The sequence below is a fragment of the Streptomyces sp. NPDC002776 genome (assembly GCF_053592195.1).
Genome location: NZ_JBSFVG010000024.1, coordinates 42568 through 65744 on the forward strand (window position 1 = coordinate 42568; position 23177 = coordinate 65744).

Genomic DNA, 23177 nt, shown 5'->3' on the forward strand with positions numbered 1-23177 from the left:
GTCAGCGCCGCCCTGGCCCAGCGTTGCGCAGCCGCCACATCACGAGGGCTGCCACACCTGCGCCGGCCGGCACCAGCCCCCAGGCCGCATCGGCACCACCGGGCTGCCCGGCAAAAGCGGTCGTCGTGGCGCCACGCTCGCAGGAGTTGCGGACGGGGCCCGCGATCAGCGCGCAGCGGCTCGGGTCCGCGGGACGGTTGTCGGCTGCGAAGGCCTGCCCCGTGTGCGGCCACCACGCCTGAGGCACACCCGCCCCGACGGCCAGAACGAGCGCGCCGACCGCGACAGCGATCACGGTGAGGGCACCCGCGGCCGCGGCATGTCGCTGGGTGTGGTTGAAGGCGGAAGAGGTCATCAGAGGAGTTCCTTCGGGTGCGACCCTGCGGCCTCAGCGGCGGGCGGCTCATCCGCGGATGGCGAGGCAGCGTTCGCGCGGCGTCGCGGTGTGGTCGTGATGGATGTGGCGATGCGCGGGATACGGGGGATGGAGACCTTGATCCGGCCGGTGTTCTGGCGCGGGCAGGTCAGCAGGAACTCGCCTTCGCGGCCCTTGCGGCCGACGGGGGACAAGCCGGTGGTGACCAGCCGCAGCAGCTCGCCGTCGTTGGGGTCGAGCCCGAGGAAGTCCAGGCCGCGGCGGGCGCGTTCGCGGTCGGTGGTGCGGGCGAGTGCCCGGTAGGCCATCAGGCCGCGGTCGGGGCCGAGTTCGGCGGCGTCGTGGGATCCGGCGATGAGCCCGGCGCCGTGCTTGCGGCCGTCGTGGAGGATCTCGTGGACCAGCGCGGTGCCCTCGGCGGACGAGGTGAGCCAGTACAGCTCGTCCGCGACCACTGCGGTGAACCGCGTGGGGTCCTCGAACGCTGTCTGGCGGGCGAGCGCGGCGATCAGGTAGAGCACTGCGCGGCCGATCAGGGCCTCCAGTGGCTGCTGGTGCAGAACCTCCGGGTTGTCGAAGGCGGCCTTGGGCGGCAGTTTCAGCCCTGCCGTCGTGATCACGATCATGTCGGAGGTGCTGGAGGCGTCCAGGTGCACCGGTGGCAGCGTGGGGTCGAAGACCATCCGTGCCAGGGAGTTGGTGGCGAGGACGCGGACGAGACCGGCGAGGGTGGCGGCCGCGTCCTGCCGTTTGCCCACTTCGCTTCTGGTCATCTCCTCGAGGGCTTCCAGCACGCGGTGCATGGAGGGCTGGTCGCTGGCGGCGGCCTGTTCGACGGCGTGGTGCAGCACCTCTCCGTTGGTGCTCATGGGGCCGATGCCGAGTTGCAGGGTGAGGTAGGACAGGGCGTAGTGGCGGGCCTCGGGGCCGGTGAACATGCGCAGCGGGTCGATGGACACCTCGGCCTGGGCGGCGTCGATGATCTGGACGCGGCCCTTGGCGGCGGTGCGGGCGAAGGTTGCCCATTCGCGTACGGGGGTGCGGTCGATGCAGATGGCGCAGCCGCCGCGCGCCCACACCGCCTCCGCGATCAGCTTCTGCAGGACGCTCTTGCCTGCGCCGAGGTCCCCGACGATGCCCATGGACGCGGACGCGTCCACCTTGGGCGCATCAGCGACGTTGATCATGACGGGGCGGGTGGTGCCGCAGTCCAGGTCGATGCCGAGGAACATGCCGTTCGGGTCGCCGACCTCCGCAGCCGTGAAGGCCCCGCAAAGCGCCCAGTCTTCGGAGACCTGGTGCTGGGTGAACTCCCGCACAGCGCCGGGGCGCACGGTGGCGGGCAGGCCGAGCGTGAACAGGGCCTCCTGCAGCCCGGCCGGGCGCACGGCCCGGTAATCCGCGCCACCGAGCAGCGCGGCAAGAGCCCGGGCCCGGGCGTCACAGATGGCGGCGGTCGCCCCCCATACCGTGAGCACGGTCACGGACTGCACCTCGACCTCCACGCTGGTGCGCGACAGGCGGGCATCGAGCTCACCCAGATCACGGGCGGCCTCGGTCAGCGAGGCGGGCATGCCGGTGGGGCGGGCGTCGTACTGGTCGGCCTGGTCGATGAGTTCGTTCTTCTTGCGCCGCACCTGCTCGCGCGCCTTCTCCGCCGCCACGAGGGTGAGGTCGACGGTGTAGTCGACGGGGAAGTCGAGCAGCTCGAGCTGGGCGAACAGGTCGGCGGCGTCCTGGCCGACCGCGGGCGGGCACTCCGCCAAAGCCAACTGCGCCTGATAGCCGGTCCCGGCGTCGGATTCGACCTGCAGCCAGCGTCGCCCGATCGGTGAGCCGCTGTTGGCCCGCCACCAGGCCTTCCGCCCGGACCGCGTGATCCGGCCGGAGCCTTGGAGGTCGTCGGCGTCGTCCAGGGCGGGGTCGATGCCGCCTTCCTGCAGGCGTACTTGGCCGAGGTCGGCGTAGCTGGGGGAGCGCAGCACACCCTCGCGCAGCTGCCCGCCGTACAGATCGCTGGATGCGGCTTGAGTCAGCAGCGGCTCGGCCAGGCCGCGGTGGAGGGCGTGCTGGATCATCCACACGACTTCCGCCGGGCGGGCCGGGCGGAAGGCGATCCCGCCGGCGAGCGCGGCCTCCACCCGCACGGCCTGCTCGCGGTAGGCGGTCACCTCCCGCTGCGCCACCGGCGCCGGCCGCATGCCGAGCAGCGGAGACAGCTCCGCCCACGCCGCGCTGAGGGAGGCCGATACCTGAAGGGTGGTGGTCTCGCCCTTCAGCGGCACCGCAAGCCACAGGGTGCGCTGATGCATCTCCTGGCCGTCCAGCAGATCCAGGGTGGCCTCGACGTTCTGAACCCACGGGTGCGGGCCCTGATCCGGTGCCGTGTCGGCCGGCTCGATGCCCTCGATCATCTTGAGGGCGATCTCGCCCGGGTCGACCTGCGCGCACAGCCCGAACAGCCGCGGAGACCCGGACAGTGACCGCACCAGATGTGTGATCTTGGCGAGCTGTTCGTCACGGACCGCGGCGGGCACGTAGGTGCCCTGGACGGTCTCCTCGTGCTGCCCGTGCGCGTCCGGTCCCGGATGCAGGCGGTAGAGGGCCCACACGCTGCCCTGTGTCGACCAGACCAGGTGCCCGGCGATGTGACGGATGGGAACCCTCACCGCCCACCCCCGCCCTGCCCGGCCAGCGCGAGCAGCTGCTGAACACCCGACACCGGCACTGCAGGAGCAGCCGGCTCCTTGCGGTGGCGCGTGGCCGAGCGGCTGGCGGCCGGGTTCGACTGCGGCGCCCGGTCCATACGGGCCTGCACCGCAGGGGGCGGCGGGACGGCCATGGCGGGGGCGGGCGCGTCCTCGATGGTGAAGCCACCGAGCAGGGGGCGGGGAGCGCGGTCGCGGGCGGCGCGCCCGCCGATCCGCCCTCCCGATGGCTGCCACAGGAGCAGCACCCATCCCAGCGCTGCCTGCAGAGGGCCACGGCCGGCGATCTTCGGACGGCGGACAGCCCAGATCGCCAGCAGCCAGGCCGCGATGGGGATGGGCCCCAGCCACGACCACCAGCTGATCGTCTTGATGAGCAGGAAGCCGCCTGCGACGGCAACTGCGATCTGCGCGGGCGTGTAGGGGCCGAGGGGGATCTTCCAGTCCGCGACCTTCCCCAGCACCCAGGGGTGGCGGCGGGCGGCGGTGTAGAAGCGTCCCGTCCGGCCCGCGGCCGCTGCGGCGCTCACAGCCCACCTCCAACGCCAGCGGAGTGCACGGCTACGACCGGGTCAGGGCCATGCAACATGCCGGGAACAACGGGTGCGCCCTGGGCAGGGTTGTTGACCTCGTCCTCGAACATCTCCGAGAGGTCCTGGCGGGAGTTGTACAACCCCAGCGCGATGATCATCAGGAGCAGGGCGCCGATCCCGGCCTTGATGCTGAACTTCTGGATCATGATGATGACGACGAGGACGAGCAGACCGGCCTGCAGCCCTTTGGTCGCCCAGCCCTCGAACATGCTGATCCAGCTGTCGCCAAGATCGTCCAACCGGCCGGCGAGGACCACGCTGTTCACCGTGTTCACCTCGCACCCCCGTCCAGGGCCGTCCCCGACTCAAGCGCGGCGACTTCCCAGCGGCCCGAGCGGGCCGTGAGCGCCAGCTCGTAACCCAGCGGCCATCGCCCGCGGGCGTTACGGGCTTCCACGGACGCGAGGACGCGGACCTTCGTGCCGTCGGCCGGCACCTGTTCGGCGGCCGCGGCCTCCTCGACGGCGGACACCCGCTCCACCGTGACCGTCGTGTACGGGGCGGGGGAAACCGGCGACATGCTCACGCCGGGGGCGAGGTAGCGGTCCACCTCTCCGGCACCGGTCAGGTAAGCGGCAAGGAACTCCCCGACGGCCGCCGACAGATCACCCTCCGGGACACGCACGCCGTACGACGACTTCGCCACCTCGGCCCGGACAGGGCCCGCCACCACGCTGGGCGCACCTGTCACGGTGAACGAAGCGCCCGTACGGTCGGTGGCCACCGGCACCGCGTAGTACCGCAACCTGCCGTCGCTGTAGTGCGCAGCCACCGTCACCGACCACGCGTCGTCCGCCCGCTGCGCACTGCGCACCGCCGTCACGGACTGCGGCGCCGACTGCGCATCCGCAGCCGGGTCGGGCAACTCGACGTCCGGCGCCATCGACTGCGCAAGCCGCGCCTGCGCACTCGAGGCGTCATCCGCGCTGCTGCGCAACCAGGCGTGGACGAACACTTGCGCATAGCCGGCCGGATTGGCGGCTACCGCCGTAGTGCGCACGGCGGCGGGCTTGGACGCGGTGGCCGCCTCGACCGTGGTTGGGGTGGAGGTGATGGCGACGCCCAGTGCGATCGGGCCGGCCGCGATGACGGTCCAGACCGCAAGGCGGGACAGACGCACGCGGCGCCGCATCGCCTCCAGCCGGGCGCCTGCCGCCATCGCAGCAGCGGCCTGGGGTTCCGAGGCCCGCTTGCCAGGAGACATGGTCAAACTCCCAGGTCAGAACGAATGTTTCTGACCCTGAGCAAATCCGCCGGCCCCGACCGGACCACCGACCATGAACCCCCGACCATGGTCACGATGGGGACACGAAGTTCATGGTCAGGCCATGGTCGGCCCGACCACGAGCCCGACCAGTCAGCCGCGGGCCGGCGGCAGGCCACCGTGTCCGGCGCACGTTGCCCCGGACCGGCGACCCCCGTGTGATCACGTGCCGTCCGGTCGCAAGGCCCGGGCACCGATGCGCAGACGGAAGCCGACCACACCATGCCGCAGGTCTGCGCAGTGCGCGGTACGGGCCTGCGCACCAGAACATTCAGGGATTCGAGGCGGACTGCGCAGCCGCCTCAGCGCACCTCGACTGCGCAGGACCTAAGGCCGGTTGCGCAACCCGATTGCACCGCACGTTTCCGGGGCTGCGCAGTCGGCTGCGCGATCACCGAGCGCCCAGGCTGGAAGCGGGTGCCGACCACCGACCATGAACCCCCGACCACGGTCACGATGGGGACACAGAGCCCATGGTCGGCCCGACCATGAACCCGACCATGTCTGCTGCGCCGTCAGTCCATGCCCAGCTCCGTGAGCATCTTCAGCGTGACCACCTATCAGGTGACAGCTCCGGCGCCTTCAGCGCCAAGCACCTGCCAGGGGGGTAGTCAGTTGAAAGCGTCGGTCATGCAGTCCACCCGGCAGTCGGCAGCCTCATAGCGCTGGCGCAGGGCGGCAGCTGCTTCTTCGCGCTCCACAAAGAGGTACCCGTAGTGCTGGCGCGCCACCTTGGTCACGTCTTTGACCGTGACGATGGCCGGTTCGCCGTGTGCGGCCCGTCGACGCGCTCCGGCGATAGCCATGTCCGCAGAGCGCAGCAGGTTTCTGGAACGATCCCGGATCACGGCTGTCTGGGCGCGTTTCGCCGACAGGGGACGCAGGACACGTCCTCTCCAGACATAGCCGGCGGCGACAAGGATGACACCGAGCGCTACGAACAGGAGTCCGCCTGGGGCGTGAGGTCGCATCTATCCAGTCTTCACCACTCGCGGGGCGATCGTCATGCCCGCATCGGCGGCCGATTCTCGGAGCGCATTGGTGTCAGTGAGCCCTTGCGCAACGCGCGAGGCTCCCGTGCCGTTGAGGGAGGTCTTCGAAGTCTCAACCCACAGACACAGGAGTTGCGTTGGTTCCGTATCCTGCCGCACTCGACCTGCCTCACGCGGGCTGAAGGCGCGTGGTGGGCCCGACCATGAGCCCGACCACGGCAGCGCAACGGCAGCGTTGCCGGATCGTGACCGGTGGTCGGGGCTGGTGGCCGTCAGCTTGGTCGGGGTCGGCGAGTGAGCTGACGGCATGGAGCACACGCACGCGCCCACGCCCAGGACCACCGGCCGCCCCACCTCGGCGAGCCGGATGCGCCGGCGTGGCCCCCGTGCGCGTCCCGCGGCGGGGGCACGGCGGTGAGCCGCATCGGGGCGGGGATCCGCCGGGGAGTGATGGCAGCCGATCAGTTCACCCAGATCGCCAACGCACTGTTCCGCGACTCCCGGTTGTCGTTCAAGGCGAAGGGAATCTTCGGATACGTCAGCACGCACACAGGCGGCTGGCAGGTGACGATCGCCGACCTCGTCCGCCTGAGCCCGGACGGACGGGAAGCGGTACGCACCGGCCTGAGAGAGCTGGAGGCGCACGGCTACCTGATCCGTGAGCGCCTGCGCCGCCCGGACGGCACCCTCGGCGAGATGGTCTACTGCATCACCGACCGCCCGGCCACCCTGGACATCGCGCTGAGCGAAGCCGACGTGGTAATCGCGGCCCCCGAGGCCAGGCACGTCCGCGGGTTCGGGGCGGGGATCCGTCGGGGTGTGATGGCGGCCGATCAGTTCACCCAGATCGCTAACGGCCTGTTCCGCACACCCGAGTTGTCCTACAAGGCCAAGGGACTGTTCGGACTGCTCTCCACGCACCGGGAGGGCTGGCGGATGACCGTTGCCGACCTCGCCCGCCGCGGCCGCGACGGTGAGGCAGCCGTCAAAAGCGGGCTGAAGGAACTGCAGAAGCACGGCTTCCTCGTCCGGGAACGCGAGCGCGGCGAGGACGGAACCCTTGGCGCGGCCGCGTACTTCATCACCGACCTACCCGCCCTGCAAAGGAGCAGGTCGCAACCAGAGTCGGGTTTTCCACCAGTGGATAACCCTACGTTGGCTGATCGGCCCACTAAGAACACCAACCTAAAGAAGACCACTCAGCAGAACACCAGACCCCTCCCTCCCCGCGCCCGCGCTGCGCGAACGCGCGGCGAAGTGCCGCCGGCCCCACGGACGGCGCCGGCGCCCGCGGACCTCGAACCAGGAGTCCGCCTGCTGCTGGCGATCGGAGCGCAGCGCCCCGAGCTGCTGCTGACCGGCCAGGTCCTCGCCGAGCAGGGGCGCACCGTCACCGCGATGCTGGACGCCGGCTGGACGCGCGAGCAGCTTCAGCACGTCATCAGCGACCGTCCTCTGCCGAGCCCGGTCCGCACCACCGTCGGCGCGATCATCGCCGCCCGGCTCCGCGCCGCCCAGGCCTACCCCGCGCCCGCCACCGTGGCCGACCGCCACGACACGCCCGCGTGGGAGGACCCGCCACCGCGCGCAACCACCTCCTCCGCGGCGCGCACGGTGAGCGAAGCCCTGACCTACCGGGCCCTCGCCGAATGCGCCGGCTGCGGCGTACCCGGAACCGCCCCCGGCGAGAACCTGTGTCCAGCCTGCCTCGGCTGGCCGCCATGCCGCACCTGCCCAGGACCGACTCCCCGCCGCGCCCACCCCGACGACGACGGCCGCTGCACCACGTGCGCCTCCACGTCCATCGACCACCTGGAAGGAAGCACCTCGTGACGGACAGCCTCCACACCCCGCAGCCTCCGCCTGCGCACCACGAGCGCCCTTATCCCCGTGATCTGGGCCGGTGGGAGAAGGAACGCTCCCGCGCTCTGCGGACCGGTCACCTCCGCGACCGCACCTGCTCGGCCGCCTGCGAGATCGTCCTCGTCCACGAACGCACCCGGTGGGGATGGCTCGCCTGGACCGTCCCCGGCAACGGCAGCCCGCCCGAGATCCCCCATCAGATCGGGGTGCTCACCCCGGCCGCGACGCGCATCCAGCGCCTGGCGCTGCGCTGGACGACCAGGCGCCCCGCCCGGCACCTCGCTTGCGACACCGTCTCCGTGTCCCTGCGCCTTCCCACTGCCGGCGTTGCGCTCATCAGCGTGATCGCCGCTGTGTTCGCCCTACGCCACGGCGTCCCCCTCGGCATCGCGCTTCCGGCGATGCTGCTTGCTCCGCTGCTCGCCGAGCATCTGCCGGGTCGGCTGGACGTCTGGGCCGACGAACACGTCCGCAGGGTCGAAGGCGTCCATGCCTGCCGCTACCTGCAGCGCCTGACCACCCTGCACACCGGCCTGGTCCAGGCCGCCGCTCGTAGCGAGCGCTACGAACTGCGCCGCTCCGCCGAAGTCGGCCAGGGCCTGTTGTGGGACGCCGCCGACCTGCTCCAGACGAAGGACATGTGCGCGGCCGCTGGCAAGCTCATCACCCTCGAGCGGCTGATGCTCCAACTGGCGCACCAGGTCACGCAGATCCTCAAGCGCACCGCACAGGACGGCACAGCCGACGTGCACCAGGCCTTAACCCCCGCCCGGCCCCTGAGCCCGCCACCGGCCTGGCCCCGGCCGATAACCCATCCGGCAGTTGATCACGCATCGAACCCGCTTCTGCAGAAGGGAACCCTCCCCATGCCTCCGCACGAACCCGCCCCGGCTCTTACCCCGGACGTCTACCTCCTGTTCGCGCACGAGCCCTACTACCCGGACGCCGCCCGGGAGATCAACACCACCATCGTGGCCGCCGCCACCCTGCTGCACCCCCGCCTGCGACAGCCCGACGGCGCCCGCATCCACGACCTCCTCACCCGAGGACGCCGGCCAGGCGAGATCGTGCCGCTGTCCACCCTCACCCACGAACTCGACGCAGGCGCCCGCTGGCCGGAGGTCGGCGACTGGGAAGGCATCACCGAAGACCTCCTGCAGCTCATCCGCGACCACAACTGCGACGCCCTCAGCCTGGGACTGCCGCTGATCGCGCGCGCTCTGCTGTGCGCCGGCCCGCACAGCCAGGTCATCCGCGCCCACGTGGGCGACACCAGCCGCCTCACCGCGTACGGGCCGGATGACCGCGGCACCATACTCGCCGAGATCGACAAGGTCCTGACGCCATTGGTGGCCGAGCGGGTGCTATGGCCCGGTGACGACCTGCTCCCTGCGCTCAGCCACCGCTCATGAACCGAACGGTCCCAAGGGCGTGCGCAACGCAAAGACCGGGCCGGCTCCCGCCACGCCGCGCGGCTGCACCCACCGACAACCCGACCAGGAAGCGAGTCCCGATGACCCTTGTGACTGCCGTCGTGGTGGCCGCTGTGACCGGTGCTGGAGTTCTCACCGCGCGGGCCGTGTTCCAGCGCATCCTCCTGAACCCACCTGCGTCACCTGCGGCACCCGGTCCGGTCATCGCGTTGCCGGCCACACCGACCGCACCTGCCGCGACTTCGTCCAGGAACAACGCCGCCGCGCACAAGCTGCGGCCGCCGCTGCCGGCACCCCGCCCCCGCCCCTGCCCGATGCCTACGGCAACTCCTGGCCCTGCGGCTCGTGAAGGGGCACACACGGCCGTCGCCGTGAGCGAGATGCAGCGATGGCCGGTTCCGCGAAGCCGTGGGGCTTTGCGGGGGAGAGGTGGCTGGCCTCTCCGTACCGGCCATCGTGCGGCGTCTGGCCCGCCGGGAGTTCGTCGGTCCCTTCAACCAGAGGCCGCGTCTCTTACGGTATCCCGCCTGCGACGCGGGTGGGCGCTTCCGTCAGGAGGGTGAGGAGCGGCGGGAGGCCAGGTCCTTAAGGCGGGAGCGTTTCCAGCGCTGCTGGCGGGGGCGGCCGCCGCTGCCGCGCCGGTTCTCGTATCCGTCGACTTGCTCGAGGTCGGGCAGGAGTCCGTGTCCGAGGGCGCTGATGAAGCTGTCGGCGCTGCTGTATCCGAGGATGCGGGCTGCCTCCGAGGCGCCGACCAGGTCCTCGTTTTCCTGGCCGGCCGGCGGCAGCACTCCACGCTGGCGGGCGGCAGCGACGACGGTCGCCCGCCGCCACTTCTTGCGGCCCGGGCCGCGGCTGCCTTCTTCCTTCACCTGGGCGTCCGGTTCGGGCAGTTCGGGGATGCGCCCCTGGTAGAGGGCGCTGGAGAAGGAAGCCGGGCTTGCGTAGCCGAGCAGTGCAGCGACTTCAGGCGTACCGAGCAGCTCGTCGGGACGACGCTGCTGAGGCTGCTGATGGCGCTTCCTGACCCGTCCTGGGAGATGCCCAAGGTGCTCGGGGTCGATGATTTCGCGACCCGCCGCGGGCAGCATTGCGGGACCCTGCTTATCGACTGCGAGACCCGCAAGCCGCTTGGCCTGCTGCCAGGACGGGACGCAGGGACCCTGGCCGCATGGCTGCGTGAGCATCCTGGAATCGAGGTGATCTGCCGGGATCGTGCGGGCTCCTACGCTGAAGGCGCCCGCATCGGGGCCCCGCAGGCCATCCAGGTGGCTGACCGTTTTCACCTATGGCAGAACCTCGGCACTGCGGTGGAACAAGGCGTGGGCCGGCATAACGGATGCCTGCGGTCACCCAGCTCCGGTCCCGGTGTCCTGCCGGACATTGAACCGCCGCCAGCTAAGGAAATGTCACCGTTCGCCCGCATGGCCGGGGACCATCCCCGCGGGTGCGGGGAGCACCTGAACGCGCAAGCAGTGAAGGCCGCCAAGTCGGGACCATCCCCGCGGGTGCGGGGAGCACGACTTCGGCCTTCAGCCGGGCGCCGAGAACGGGGGACCATCCCCGCGGGTGCGGGGAGCACGACTTCGGCCTTCAGCCGGGCGCCGAGAACGGGGGACCATCCCCGCGGGTGCGGGGAGCACTCTGTAGCAGAGTCGATGATCAAGCCGCAGAAGGGACCATCCCCGCGGGTGCGGGGAGCACCCATGCTCCCGAGACATGGCCCAGAACTACGGGGGACCATCCCCGCGGGTGCGGGGAGCACAGCCCGTTTTGGGTGAGTACACCGCCCTGACGGTGGACCATCCCCGCGGGTGCGGGGAGCACTTGCCCACGTTGAGCCGGTGCGTGAACTCGGCGGGACCATCCCCGCGGGTGCGGGGAGCACGACCGGCTCCCCGAGCGGGAGCAGCGGCGGGTGGGACCATCCCCGCGGGTGCGGGGAGCACATCCGGAACTGCTCGGCAGGGTGAGTCGCCCCGGGACCATCCCCGCGGGTGCGGGGAGCACAGCTGCTTGACCGCCTTGCTGACCGAGCCCTTGGGACCATCCCCGCGGGTGCGGGGAGCACCCGGATCATAAGGTGCGGATGGACCAGCTGCGGGGACCATCCCCGCGGGTGCGGGGAGCACCCGGCGCCGGCCACCAGCGTGCGGATCTCCTCGGGACCATCCCCGCGGGTGCGGGGAGCACGAGACGTTGACCTCACAGAACTGGCTCGTGAGGGGGACCATCCCCGCGGGTGCGGGGAGCACTGGAAAGATGCGCCGCTCGTCTCCGTCAACTGGGGACCATCCCCGCGGGTGCGGGGAGCACAGGGAGGCGCGCATGCCTGCATGCGCGCCTAAGGGACCATCCCCGCGGGTGCGGGGAGCACAGGCACCCGCAAGACCCCGGACACGCCCCGCCGGGACCATCCCCGCGGGTGCGGGGAGCACTCTCATTGATGGCCTGCTTCAGCAGCAGGGTGGGGACCATCCCCGCGGGTGCGGGGAGCACATCTCCCCGTTGTAGACGACAAGGTGCGGACCGGGACCATCCCCGCGGGTGCGGGGAGCACCCGCCGAGCCCTTGCGCGCGGTTGGGTACGGTGGGACCATCCCCGCGGGTGCGGGGAGCACTCTTGTTGGCCTGCGGGTTAGTCCGTGGAGACCCTTAAGTTTGCCCACTTCAGTCGATCGCGACATATCGGGTGATCGAGTTGTTTTGCGGCGGTGCGTATTGAGGAAGCCCGGCCTGCTGGGTGGTGAGTGCGTGTTGCAGGTGTGAGTGCTCATTTTGATGATTCCGGCGCGTGAGTAGCTGTGTGGCCTGTATGAGTTTTCCATGGCTTTTGGGGGGAGTGCCCGGGGCGGTCTTCTGTGCATGCTGGGGGAGGCGGCTCGGGCTGTGTGGGCGAAGCATGACCGGGACGCTGACGGGTGGTTGCCGTTGTGGCGCCACATGGAGGACTCGGCTGCTGTTGCCGGGCTGTTGTGGGATCGGTGGCTGCCCGCTTCGGTCCGTGTGCTGCTCGGTGAGGCGTTGCCCGGTGGGGAGGAGGACGCACGCGCGCTGGCGGTGTGGCTCGCCGGTGTGCACGACATTGGCAAGGCGACGCCGGCCTTTGCCTGCCAGGTTCCTTTGCTCGCGGACGCGATGCGTGATCATGGGCTGGTGATGGCCTCCCGCGAGGCGATGGGTGCGGATCGTCGGCTTGCGCCGCACGGACTTGCGGGGCAAGTGCTGTTGGGGGAGTGGCTGGAGGACCGCCACGGCTGGGCGCCTGCACGGTGCGGGCAGTTCACGGTTGCGGTCGGTGGGCATCATGGTGTGCCGCCTGAGCACGGCCAGATCAAGGCCCTCTATCAGCATGAGGAGTTACTGCGCACCCCGGGTCCGAGCAGTGATACGTGGATAAGGGTGCAGGGGGAGCTTCTCGATGCGTGTGCCGCTCGATTCCACGTCGACCGGCGTCTGGCGCACTGGCGGTCCGTGGTGCTTCCGCAGCCTGTACAGGTGCTCCTCACCGCTCTCGTGATCGTCAGTGACTGGATCGCGAGTAACCCCGACCTCTTCCCCTACTTCCCCGATGCAGCCTCTGTCGGCGATGAACAGCGCTTGGCCGCCGCCTGGCAAGGCCTCGACCTCCCTGCACCGTGGCGTGCCGAGGTGCCGGAGCAGGACGTACAGGCCTTGTTCCGCGCGCGGTTCGGTCTGCCGGACGGTGCCAGGCCGCGTCCGGTGCAGGAAGCAGCGATGGCGCTCGCGCGGGAGATGGACGCGCCGGGTCTGATGGTGGTGGAAGCGCCGATGGGGGAGGGGAAGACGGAGGCCGCGCTGGCCGTGGCGGAGATCTTTGCCGCGCGCTGCGGTGCCGGCGGTGTGTTCTTCGCGCTGCCCACCATGGCCACGTCGAACGCCATGTTCCCCCGTCTGCTCGACTGGCTGGACCGTCTGCCCGCACCGGAGGGTGCGCGGTACTCGGTTCACCTGGCTCATTCCAAGGCAGCGCTCAACGATGAGTACGTGGGGCTGACGGCGAAGGGCGGGCGGGTTATCGCCGTCGACCTGGACGGCGCCGCTGCTGGTGCGGGGCCGGAGCTGGTGGTGCACGCGTGGTTGCACGGCCGTAAGAAGGCGATGCTGTCCTCCTTCGTGGCGGGCACCATCGATCAGCTGCTGATCGCGGGGCTGAAGAGCCGGCACCTGGCGCTGCGTCACCTTGCCGTTGCCGGCAAGGTCGTCGTCATTGACGAGGTGCACGCCTACGACACCTACATGAACGTGTACCTGGACCAGGTGCTGTCCTGGCTCGGCGCCTACAGGGTGCCGGTGGTGGTGCTGTCGGCGACACTGCCCGCCTCCCGTCGGCTGGAGCTGATCGAGGCGTACGCGGGCGCTGCGGGGAAGTCTGTTGAGGAGAGTACCGAGAGCGGGACGTACCCGCTGCTGACGGCTGTCGCTCCGGGTGGTGAGCCGGTCGTGCGCTGCCCGCCGGCTTCGGCTCGCGGCACGGACGTGCACGTCGAACCGCTTGCCGATGGCGTGGATCTGCTCGCCGACCGGCTGGATAGCGAACTGGCCGGTGGGGGCTGCGCCCTGGTGGTGCGCAACACCGTCAAACGCGTACTGGAGACGGCGCGCGAGCTGCGCCGCAGGTTCGGCGACGCCGACGTCACCGTGGCTCACTCCTGTTTCGTAGATCTCGATCGTGCGGAGAAGGACAAGAGCCTGCTCAAGCGCTTCGGTCCTCCTGGCGAGCAGAGCGAACGGCCCGCGGGCCGGCACATCGTCGTGGCGAGCCAGGTCGCTGAGCAGTCCCTGGACGTCGACTTCGACCTTCTGGTCAGCGATCTGTGCCCGGTCGATCTCCTGCTCCAGCGGATGGGCCGCCTGCACCGCCACCAGCGCGGTCCCGGTCAGAGCTTGCGGCCCGAGCGGCTGCGGCAAGCGCGCTGCCTGCTCACTGGAGCGGACTGGACCGCGCCCGTGCCCGCCCCGGTGCGCGGCTCGCTCGCCGTGTACGGGCGCTATGCCCTGCTGCGTTCGGCCGCTGTGCTGCTTGCGCACCTGGAGGGCGGTCCTGCCCGGCCGGTACGGCTGCCGGCGGACATCAGCGTGCTCGTACAAGGCGCCTACGGCGACGACCAGGTCGGCCCCGAGCACTGGCAGGACGCCCTCACACACGCCCGGGAGCAGCTCGACAGGCAGCGAGCGGATCAGGAAGAGCGGGCCGCCGTGTTCCGCCTGGGCAAGGTCGGCCGGCCGGGGCGGCCACTGTTCGGCTGGCTGGCGGCCGGAGTGGGAGAAGCCGACGACACCCGCGCCGGGCGGGCACAGGTCCGCGACAGCAGGGAGAGCTTGGAGGTCGTCGTCGTTCAACGTCGTGTCGACGGAAGCCTGGCGACGCTGCCCTGGCTGAAGGAAGACAGCAAGGGCCGTCCACGCGGCGGTATCGAGCTGCCCCAGGACGCCACACCGACGCGGTTCGCGGCCCGCGCCGCGGCAAGTAGCGGTCTGCGCCTTCCCCAGCAGTTCTCCTACGCCAAGACCATGGACCAGGCCATCGCGGAGCTGGAGCAGCTGTACGTGCCGGCCTGGCAGGGCAAGGACAGCCCTTGGCTGTCCGACCAGCTGATTCTCGCGCTCGACGAGGACTGTCAGACCCGGCTGGCAGGCTTTGTGCTCCGGTACAGCCCCGCGGATGGGCTGGAGGTGATCCCTGAGTGAATGTGCTGACGGTTCAGGCACGCGGTGAACTGCGCAGATGTGAAGTGCAGCAGTTCGCTGCGCCAGCAAATCCGTTGTTCCCGCATTCGCGGCCCGCCGCGCCCTGGCAGCGCCTGCAAGCCCGACCGGGCAGTGGCGGTCAAGCTGACGCGCCCTCGCGTTTTCGTACGACGGGGGCACGGTCGCTGTGACCAGATGTTTCCCCTCACCCCGCTCACTTGGAGATGACGTGTGACTGATCAACCTGGGACCGGCTTAGAGGCCGTTCCGTTCGACCTGACCACCGCGCCCTGGGTCGGCGTGCTGCACCGTGACGGCGAAGAGATGGAGCTGTCGCTGCGGCAGGTGTTCGCAAGGGCGGGCGAGTTACGAGCAGTGGTCGGGGAGCTGCCCACTCAGGAGTTCGCGCTGGTGCGTCTGCTTTTGGCCATTACGCATGACGCGTTTGACGGCCCGCTCGAGATAGAGGACTGGGCGGCCCTGTGGGAGGACCCGGAGTGCTTCGCGCCGGTGCTGTCCTATCTGGACGCCTACCGGGATTGCTTCGATCTCCTGCATCCCACCCGGCCCTTCCTGCAGACCGCGGGCCTGCATTCGGCGAAGGGCGAGGTGTTTTCGCTGAACCGGATCGTCGCGGACGTGCCTGCCGGTGACCCGTTCTTCAGTGCGCGGATGCCGGACGTGGGGAGGCTGTCGTTCGCCGAGGCTGCCCGCTGGGTCGTGCATGTGCATGCCTGGGACACCTCCGGCATCAAGACCGGTATGGCCGGTGATGAGCGGATCAAGGGCGGAAAGGTGTACCCGCTGGGCACGGGCTGGGCGGGAGGGCTTGGGGGTGTGTTCGTCGAGGGTGACACGCTGCGCGAGACGCTGCTGCTGAATCTGGTGGCTGCCGACACCGAGGAACTGGAGTTCGCCGAGGCCGACTTGCCGGCCTGGCGGCGTCCTCCTTGCGGTCCCGGCCCGAACGGACGGACTCCGGCAGGCCCGCGGGAGTTGTACACGTGGCCCTCACGCCGTGTCCTCCTGCATCACGACGCCGACGGCGTGCACGGGGTCGTCCTCGGCTACGGCGACCCGCTCGCTGCTCGGAACATGCACCGACGTGAGCCGATGACCGCCTGGCGGCGCAGCACGGTGCAGGAGAAGAAGCTCGGCCAGTCGCCGGTCTATCTGCCGCGTCAACACGATCCTGCTCGCGCTGCCTGGCGGGGCATCGCCTCGCTGGTGGCCGACCGTTCGGAGGCTACAAGCGGGGAGGAAGCAGCCCCGTACCTGCGGCCCGCAATGTTGGAGTGGATCGCCCGCCTGATCACGGAAGGGCTTCTGAGCCGCACCTTCCTCGTCCGCGCCCGGACGGTGGGTGTCTCCTACGGCACCCAGCAGTCGGTCATCGACGAGATGGTCGACGACCGCCTCACCATGCCCGTGGTGCTGCTCCACCGCCACGACCGCACCTACGCGGCACAGGCCGTGGCCGCGGCCGAGGACGCCGACCGCGCCGTGCGGGCCCTTGGTGACCTTGCTGCGGATCTGGCCCGGGCGGCCGGCAGAGCGCAGGACGGGCCGAAGGAAGCAGCCCGAACAGCAGGCTTCGACGCGCTGGAGGAGCCCTACCGTCTATGGCTCGCCGCACTCGCGCAGGCCGGTGACCCGTTTGCGCACCGAGCGGCCTGGCAGGACCAGGCGCATCGGATCGTCACCGAACTGGGCGGTCGCCTGATCGAGGCCGCGGGGGAGCAGGCGTGGGAGGGCCGCACCATCGCCACCACCCAGGGCACCACGCTCTGGCTGAGCACCGGTCTCGCGGACCGATGGTTCCACAGCCGTTTGGGCAAGGCCCTGCCCAGCGCCTCGCGCTCGCCGGCAGGCTCCGGCGCTGCCCCGCCCCCAGCACCGGGCACATCCGAAACACCCCCGCCCAGCCCCCATGGCACAGCAGGCACCCATACCCCGCACCCCCGACCCCCTGCGAAGGCACATCCATGACCAGCCCCACGCTTGCGACCATCACGTCGTCCTCGGTCCGTGCACGGGTCGCCGAACTGGCCACCGGGCTCATCAAACCCTGGCAGGCGGGCTACCTCAGCGACCGGCCCCGGGACGTCGCCGCCCTGGCCCGCCTGCGCCGCGGCGCAGGCCATGATGCGGCCGAGATGCCGGACCTGTGGGGTCTGGTCGACACCGGCCCGCTGCACACCAGTGGGCCGCACGTCCGGCCACTGGGCGAGCACGAACTGAGCCGAGCGGAGAACGCGTTGTACGCCGCGCTGACCCTGTGGGCCTTCCACCAGCAGTCCCGCAACACCGGCATGCACCGCAGCCACACCCGCGAACAGCCGGCCGGGCTGGGCGCCGCCGTGCGCCGTCTGATGCCGGCGGACGGCATCGATGAACCCGTCCGTAAACGCCTGGTCCGCGCCGGACATGCCCCCGACCTCATCACCGTCACCCAGCGTCTGCGTGACCTGGTGGCCCTCCTGCGTCGTGACGACATCCCCCTGGACTATGGCCTGCTCGCCGGGCAGCTCTACACCTGGCAGTGGCCCGACGGGCCCGCCGCCGTCCGCCGCCAATGGGGCCGTTCCTTCCACGCACCCCAGCCGCCCGCCGACACCCCGGACGCCGCCCACCCCGACATCGCCACCTCGGACGCCAGCACCCCGCAGACCGACAAGGACGCTTCGTGAACCGCATCTTCCTGGACCTGCACGCCCTGCAGACCGTCCCGCCCAGCAACCTCAACCGCGACGACACCGGCGCGCCCAAGACGGCCGTCTACGGAGGCGTTCCCCGGGCCCGTGTCTCCAGCCAGGCGTGGAAGCGTGCCATCCGCACCTACTTCAAGGACGAACACCTGCTCGACCCCGCGGAACTCGGTGTGCGGACCAAGAAGGTCGTGGAACTCCTCGCCGACCGGATCGAAGGACTGGACACGTCCATCGGACGCGAGCGGGCCCTGCAGCTGGCCGACGAGACGGTCAAAGCCGCCGGCCTGAAGACCGAGATCCCCAAGCGCAAGGCGGACCAGGCGAAGAAGGACGGCGAGGCGGAGCCCGCCCCGGAGAGCAAGTACCTCGTCTTTCTCAGCTCCCGCCAGCTCGACGGCCTGGCCCGCTTCGCCCTCGAAGGCGCCGACGACATCACCGCCCACCTCAAGACGAAGGAGAACAAGGCCCGCGCCAAGGAGATCGCGGACACCCGCCACTCCGTGGACATCGCCCTGTTCGGTCGTATGGTCGCCGACGCCGCCGACATCAACGTCGACGCCGCCGTCCAGGTCGCGCACGCCCTCAGCGTCCACCGCGTCGACAACGAGGCCGACTACTACACCGCCGTCGACGACGAGAACACCGACGAGGAAACCGGCGCCGGCATGATCGGCACCGTCGAGTTCAACTCCGCCACCCTCTACCGTTACGCGGCGCTCGGCGTGCACCAGCTCGCCGACAACCTCGGCCAGGGCCTGCGCGAGGACGAGCCCCGCACCGAGCCCGTACGCAGGGCCGTCGAAGCGTTCGTGCACAGCTTCATCGCCTCCCTGCCGACAGGCAAGATCAACACCTTCGGGCACCACACCCAGCCCGACGCCGTCGTCGTCAAACTCCGCACCAGCCGGCCCCTCAGCTACGTCGCCGCGTTCGAGGATCCCGTCCGCAGCGACGGCGGCGGCCACCTGCGCGAGGCCTGCGACCGGCTCGCCGCCTACGCACAGGACGCCGAACGCGCCTACGGCAGCACCGACACCACCCCCGCCTGGATCTTGCGGATCGGCCCCGGCACGCAGAAGCTCGCCGACCTGGGTACCGAGACCGACACACTCGCCGACCTCGTCCATGCCGTCGGCCAAGCGGTCGCCGAACGCCTGGAGAAGCCCGCATGAGCGTGCTCAGCCTCCGCCTGGCGGGCCCCCTGCAGTCCTGGGGGGCCTCCTCCCGCTTCACCCGCCGCACCACCGAATCCGCACCCACCAAAAGCGCAGTTGTCGGCCTCCTCGCGGCCGCAGCCGGCATCCAGCGCGGCGACGACAGGGCCCTCGCCCCGCTCGCAGGCTTGCGCTTCGCCGTCCGCATCGACCAGCCCGGCACCCGCATCCGGGACTTCCACACCGCCCACCACCCGGTCACCGGCACATCCATGCCCCTGTCCGAACGGTTCTACCTCGCCGACGCCGTCTTCGTCGCCGCGCTGGAAGGGGACCATGCGCTGCTGGCGTCCCTGCACGCGGCCCTGCGCCAGCCGGTGTATCCGCCGTTTCTCGGCCGGCGCTCCTGCCCACCTGCTGGCCCGCTCGAACTCGCCCTCCATGAGCACGCCCGCCTCGACGACGTGCTGGTGAGCCTCCCCTGGCAGGCCTCCGCCTGGTACCGCCGGCGCCACGTCCCGAAATCCCTGACCGTGCTGCGCGAGGCGGCCGCGGAGGAGGCCGTCACACACGCGGACACGGTGCGGGACCAGCCCGTCAGCTTCGATGCCGCCCACCGACGGCACGGACTGCGGCCCGTGGTGACCACCACCGTGCCCACCCCCCTCGCATCCGACGGCAGTCGAACGGACGTGCACGAACCGTTCGACGTTTTCGAGGAAGAGAGCGCCTGATGTTCCTGTCCCGCTTCCGCGTGAACACGGCCCGCCCCGGCGCCCGTCGCCTGCTCTCCTCGCCTCAGGTCATGCACGCGGCCGTCATGTCAGCGTTTCCGCAGATCCTGCCCTCCGACCGCCCCGCCCCCGACCAGCCGCGCGTGCTGTGGCGGCTGGACCAGCGCGGACACGCCGAAATCCTGCTCTTCGTCGTCAGCCCAACTCGCCCGGACCTGACCCACCTGGTCGAGCAGGCCGGCTGGCCTGCCGTCGCCACCCCGGATGAGCCCGGCTGGCAGACCCGCCCCTACACGCCCTTCCTCGACCGGCTCAACCCCGGCACCCAGTGGGCATTCCGGCTGACCGCCAACCCCGTGCACACGATCCGCCGCAAGGAAGGCGAACCCCGCAAGCTCACCGCCCACCTCACACCCGTGCACCAGATGGGCTGGCTCCTCGACGACAAGCGTCTGACACGCCTCGGCTTCCGCGTCCTTCAGAAACCCGCCGACCGGCGCGCCCTGCCCGCAGGCCTCACACAGCACAAGCACCCCCACCACGGCGACCGGTACGAACTCGCCATCCGCGACACACGGTCCCTGAACTTCCAAAAAGGTCAGGGCGGGCCGGTCACTCTCGTGACCGTCACCTTCGAAGGACGCCTGGAGATCACCGACGCCGACGCCATCCGCCGCACCCTCACCCAGGGAATCGGCCGCGGCCGCGCCTACGGCTGCGGCCTCCTCACCCTCGCCCCCCTCACCCCCAGCGCCGCATGACAACCCCCGCCAGTCGGCCCGCACTCACCCCACGACACCTGACCCGCACCGGAGAACGCCTCTCCTTCATCTACCTCGAACGCTGCACCGTCCACCGCGACGCCAACGCGATCACCGCACAGGACGCCGAAGGCACCACCCACATCCCGTCAGCGACCATCGGCACCCTTCTCCTCGGCCCCGGCACCCGCGTCACCCACCAGGCCATGAGCGTGCTCGGCGAAACCGGCGCCGCAGTCTGCTGGGTCGGAGAAAGAGGCGTGCGCTACTACGCCTCCGGCCGGGCCCTCACCCGCTCATCCGCACTCATGGAGGCCCAGGCCCGCCAATGGGCCAACCCCCGCAGCCGCCTGGCCGTCGCCCGCGCCATGTACCACCAGCGCTTTCCCAGCGAAGACCCCGCCGGACTCAGCCGGAAAGAACTCCTCGGCAGCGAGGGAAGACGGATGAAGGAGTGCTACCGAGCCGAGTCCGCCCGCACCGGCATCCCCTGGCGAGGACGCCGCTACACCCCGGGCGACTACTCCAGCGGCGACGCCGTCAACCAGGCCATCACCGCAGCCGCCCAGTGCATGTACGGCGTAGCACACGCCGTCGTCACATCCCTGGGCTGCAGCCCCGCCCTCGGCTTCGTTCACTCAGGCCACGAACTCTCCTTCGTCCTCGACATTGCAGACCTCTACAAGACCGAAACCGGCATCCCCGTCGCCTTCGACACCGCCGCGGCAAGCGACGTAGACGTAGGCCCACGCACGCGCCGGGCCCTGCGCGACCGCATCAACGAAACCGGCCTTCTCGACCGCTGCGTCACCGACATCAAGCGACTTCTGCTCCCACCCGGCGAAGCAGCTTTGCCAGCCGGCGCAGAGGACATGGACGTGGTGACCCTCCAGAGCGACGGCGAACAGCACCTTCCCTCCGGCTTCAACCACGACGGACCGGACCCGCACACAGATCCGGAGCTGACCTGGTGACCGTCATCGTCCTCACCAACTGCCCCGCCGGCTTAAGAGGCTTCCTCACACGGTGGTTGCTGGAGATTTCCGCGGGCGTCTTCATCGGCAACCCCTCGGCCCGTGTCCGCGACCTGCTCTGGGATGAAGTCCGCCAGCACGCGGGCCAGGGCCGCGCCCTCCTGGCCCACACCAGCAACAACGAACAGGGTTACACCTTCCGCACCCACGATCACGCCTGGCACCCGATCGATCATGAAGGAGTCACACTGATCCGCCGACCAGACCCGGAAGCACACACCTCAAAGAACGAGACAGGCCCAGAGTCGGCTCCACGACCCGGCTGGAGCCGCGCATCCAAGCGCCGACGCTTCGGCAAGAAGTGACCACAGAGGGTGCAATGCGTGAAATGTCGCGATCGGTGAAAGTGGTCAAGAAGCGCATCCACCGCCGCTAAAGACGCAGTTCAGGAAGAGTGCTCCCCGCGCCCGCGGGGATGGTCCCCTGCACCCCCGGCGGCCCGTGGAACGTCGGCGTGTGCTCCCCGCGCCCGCGGGGATGGTCCCGAACCCACTCCCGCCTCGCCGGCACTGTCGTTGTGCTCCCCGCGCCCGCGGGGATGGTCCCGTCGTCGACACCCAGGAAGGCTCGCTCACGCTGTGCTCCCCGCGCCCGCGGGGATGGTCCCACCTTGCGGGCGAGGCCGGTCGTGTCGTTGGGGTGCTCCCCGCGCCCGCGGGGATGGTCCCGCGGTGGAGGCGATGCCCGATCCGCTGCACCGGTGCTCCCCGCGCCCGCGGGGATGGTCCCAACGCCGACCCCGTCCAGCCAGGCGGCTACCAGTGCTCCCCGCGCCCGCGGGGATGGTCCCCTCCTCAGCTCGCGTTCAGAGCACCGATCAACGTGCTCCCCGCGCCCGCGGGGATGGTCCCGTCGCCATGGCCACGGCGAACCGCGCCTTCCAGTGCTCCCCGCGCCCGCGGGGATGGTCCCTTCTCCACGCGGACAGCGGTCTGAATGTCTCTGTGCTCCCCGCGCCCGCGGGGATGGTCCCATGCGCGGATTGGGGACGTAGCGGAAGCGGCCGTGCTCCCCGCGCCCGCGGGGATGGTCCCGCCCCGGTCGCCGTGTAGATCGACCCGGCGGCGTGCTCCCCGCGCCCGCGGGGATGGTCCCTCGGCGAACGGGTCGACGACGCTGAACGAGCAGGTGCTCCCCGCGCCCGCGGGGATGGTCCCGGGTCGAACTCGGCGTAGACGAGCGTCTTATTGTGCTCCCCGCGCCCGCGGGGATGGTCCCGCGCTGCGGGGACGGGGTGTCAGCGGTCTTGCGTGCTCCCCGCGCCCGCGGGGATGGTCCCCAGAGAATCGACACGCTGGGCGGCCTGGTCATGTGCTCCCCGCGCCCGCGGGGATGGTCCCACGGCCAGACCGCAGTAGAACTCGATGCGGGTGTGCTCCCCGCGCCCGCGGGGATGGTCCCGAGCCCGCCACTGCCTGACCTGCACGACCAACGTGCTCCCCGCGCCCGCGGGGATGGTCCCGCATCCCAGGTCTGGTGCTCGGCAGCCTTGCGGTGCTCCCCGCGCCCGCGGGGATGGTCCCGAGGGCGAGGGCGAGGCACTGCGCCGCCGCACGTGCTCCCCGCGCCCGCGGGGATGGTCCCTTGGAATTCGCGGCGTTCACCTTGTTCATTTCGTGCTCCCCGCGCCCGCGGGGATGGTCCCGGGGCGGCCGGGGTGTCGCGGATGGTGACGCTGTGCTCCCCGCGCCCGCGGGGATGGTCCCCACCCACAGCGCCTTGGCGGCGAGGGGCAGCCGTGCTCCCCGCGCCCGCGGGGATGGTCCCCAGCGGCGTAACCGTGAAGACCGAGAACAGGAGTGCTCCCCGCGCCCGCGGGGATGGTCCCGCCCAGTACTGGGT

At 70.6% G+C, this 23177-nt stretch carries 16 protein-coding genes, 1 pseudogene and 2 CRISPR repeat arrays (1 of these 19 running past the window's edge); of the genes and pseudogenes, 11 read left to right on the forward strand and 6 right to left on the reverse strand.

Annotation, left to right across the window (positions count from 1 at the left end):
* Position 1: 1 nt before the first annotated feature.
* The 6 genes from ACWD11_RS32015 to ACWD11_RS32040 all read right to left on the reverse strand — a co-directional run bounded on the left by ACWD11_RS32015 (position 2) and on the right by ACWD11_RS32040 (position 5912).
* Positions 2-355 carry a hypothetical protein gene (locus tag ACWD11_RS32015; protein WP_389421597.1) on the reverse strand — a complete coding sequence of 118 codons (354 nt, stop codon included), beginning with the start codon at positions 353-355 and terminating at the stop codon, positions 2-4.
* Positions 355-3045 carry an ATP-binding protein gene (locus ACWD11_RS32020; protein ID WP_451287246.1) on the reverse strand — a complete coding sequence of 897 codons (2691 nt, stop codon included), beginning with the start codon at positions 3043-3045 and terminating at the stop codon, positions 355-357. Before ACWD11_RS32020 ends, ACWD11_RS32015 begins: the two co-directional genes overlap by 1 nt.
* Positions 3042-3614 carry a hypothetical protein gene (locus ACWD11_RS32025; protein WP_451287248.1) on the reverse strand — a complete coding sequence of 191 codons (573 nt, stop codon included), beginning with the start codon at positions 3612-3614 and terminating at the stop codon, positions 3042-3044. Before ACWD11_RS32025 ends, ACWD11_RS32020 begins: the two co-directional genes overlap by 4 nt.
* Entirely contained in the window at positions 3611-3952 is a 342-nt protein-coding gene (locus ACWD11_RS32030) for a hypothetical protein (RefSeq protein WP_451287250.1), read from the reverse strand. The genes ACWD11_RS32025 and ACWD11_RS32030 overlap by 4 nt, the downstream gene beginning before the upstream one ends.
* The gene (locus ACWD11_RS32035; protein WP_451287252.1) at positions 3949-4881 is read right to left on the reverse strand and encodes a conjugal transfer protein; all 933 of its coding nucleotides are present in this window, start codon (positions 4879-4881) and stop codon (positions 3949-3951) included. The genes ACWD11_RS32030 and ACWD11_RS32035 overlap by 4 nt, the downstream gene beginning before the upstream one ends.
* A 671-nt stretch (positions 4882-5552) precedes the next feature.
* Positions 5553-5912, reverse strand: coding sequence for a hypothetical protein (locus ACWD11_RS32040; protein WP_451287254.1), 360 nt, complete (start codon positions 5910-5912; stop codon positions 5553-5555).
* Between the two features lie 435 nt (positions 5913-6347).
* Between ACWD11_RS32040 and ACWD11_RS32045 the strand changes: the two genes are divergently transcribed.
* From ACWD11_RS32045 to cas2e, 11 genes and pseudogenes are all read left to right on the forward strand, one after another.
* Positions 6348-7766, forward strand: a complete 1419-nt coding sequence (locus ACWD11_RS32045) for a hypothetical protein (RefSeq protein ID WP_451287256.1) — start codon at positions 6348-6350, stop codon at positions 7764-7766.
* Positions 7763-9208 carry a hypothetical protein gene (locus ACWD11_RS32050; RefSeq protein WP_451287258.1) on the forward strand — a complete coding sequence of 482 codons (1446 nt, stop codon included), beginning with the start codon at positions 7763-7765 and terminating at the stop codon, positions 9206-9208. Before ACWD11_RS32045 ends, ACWD11_RS32050 begins: the two co-directional genes overlap by 4 nt.
* Positions 9209-10269: 1061 nt before the next feature.
* Positions 10270-10488 (forward strand): annotated as a pseudogene (locus tag ACWD11_RS32055) (transposase); the annotation flags it as partial.
* Positions 10489-10660: 172 nt separating this feature from the next.
* Positions 10661-11850: direct repeats of the CRISPR family, unit length 29 nt; unit sequence GGGACCATCCCCGCGGGTGCGGGGAGCAC.
* 244 nt (positions 11851-12094) lie between these two features.
* Positions 12095-14941 (forward strand): CRISPR-associated helicase Cas3', encoded by a 2847-nt coding sequence (cas3, locus tag ACWD11_RS32060; protein ID WP_451287260.1) that lies wholly within the window; start codon positions 12095-12097, stop codon positions 14939-14941.
* A 324-nt stretch (positions 14942-15265) separates the two neighbouring features.
* Entirely contained in the window at positions 15266-16930 is a 1665-nt protein-coding gene (gene casA / locus ACWD11_RS32065; RefSeq protein WP_451287322.1) for a type I-E CRISPR-associated protein Cse1/CasA, read from the forward strand.
* A complete protein-coding gene (casB, locus tag ACWD11_RS32070; protein WP_451287262.1) occupies positions 16927-17631 on the forward strand; it encodes a type I-E CRISPR-associated protein Cse2/CasB in 705 nt (234 codons plus the stop codon). The genes casA and casB overlap by 4 nt, the downstream gene beginning before the upstream one ends.
* Positions 17628-18824, forward strand: coding sequence for a type I-E CRISPR-associated protein Cas7/Cse4/CasC (gene cas7e / locus ACWD11_RS32075; protein ID WP_451287264.1), 1197 nt, complete (start codon positions 17628-17630; stop codon positions 18822-18824). The genes casB and cas7e overlap by 4 nt, the downstream gene beginning before the upstream one ends.
* Complete coding sequence (cas5e, locus tag ACWD11_RS32080) at positions 18821-19540, forward strand: type I-E CRISPR-associated protein Cas5/CasD (protein ID WP_451287266.1); 720 nt, start codon at positions 18821-18823, stop codon at positions 19538-19540. Before cas7e ends, cas5e begins: the two co-directional genes overlap by 4 nt.
* Positions 19540-20301 (forward strand): type I-E CRISPR-associated protein Cas6/Cse3/CasE, encoded by a 762-nt coding sequence (gene cas6e / locus ACWD11_RS32085; RefSeq protein ID WP_383367843.1) that lies wholly within the window; start codon positions 19540-19542, stop codon positions 20299-20301. Before cas5e ends, cas6e begins: the two co-directional genes overlap by 1 nt.
* Complete coding sequence (gene cas1e / locus ACWD11_RS32090) at positions 20298-21275, forward strand: type I-E CRISPR-associated endonuclease Cas1e (RefSeq protein ID WP_451287268.1); 978 nt, start codon at positions 20298-20300, stop codon at positions 21273-21275. The genes cas6e and cas1e overlap by 4 nt, the downstream gene beginning before the upstream one ends.
* Entirely contained in the window at positions 21272-21640 is a 369-nt protein-coding gene (gene cas2e, locus ACWD11_RS32095; RefSeq protein WP_451287270.1) for a type I-E CRISPR-associated endoribonuclease Cas2e, read from the forward strand. The genes cas1e and cas2e overlap by 4 nt, the downstream gene beginning before the upstream one ends.
* A gap of 89 nt (positions 21641-21729) precedes the next feature.
* Positions 21730-23177: a CRISPR direct-repeat array (repeat unit 29 nt; unit sequence GTGCTCCCCGCGCCCGCGGGGATGGTCCC); it runs 4260 nt beyond the window's last position.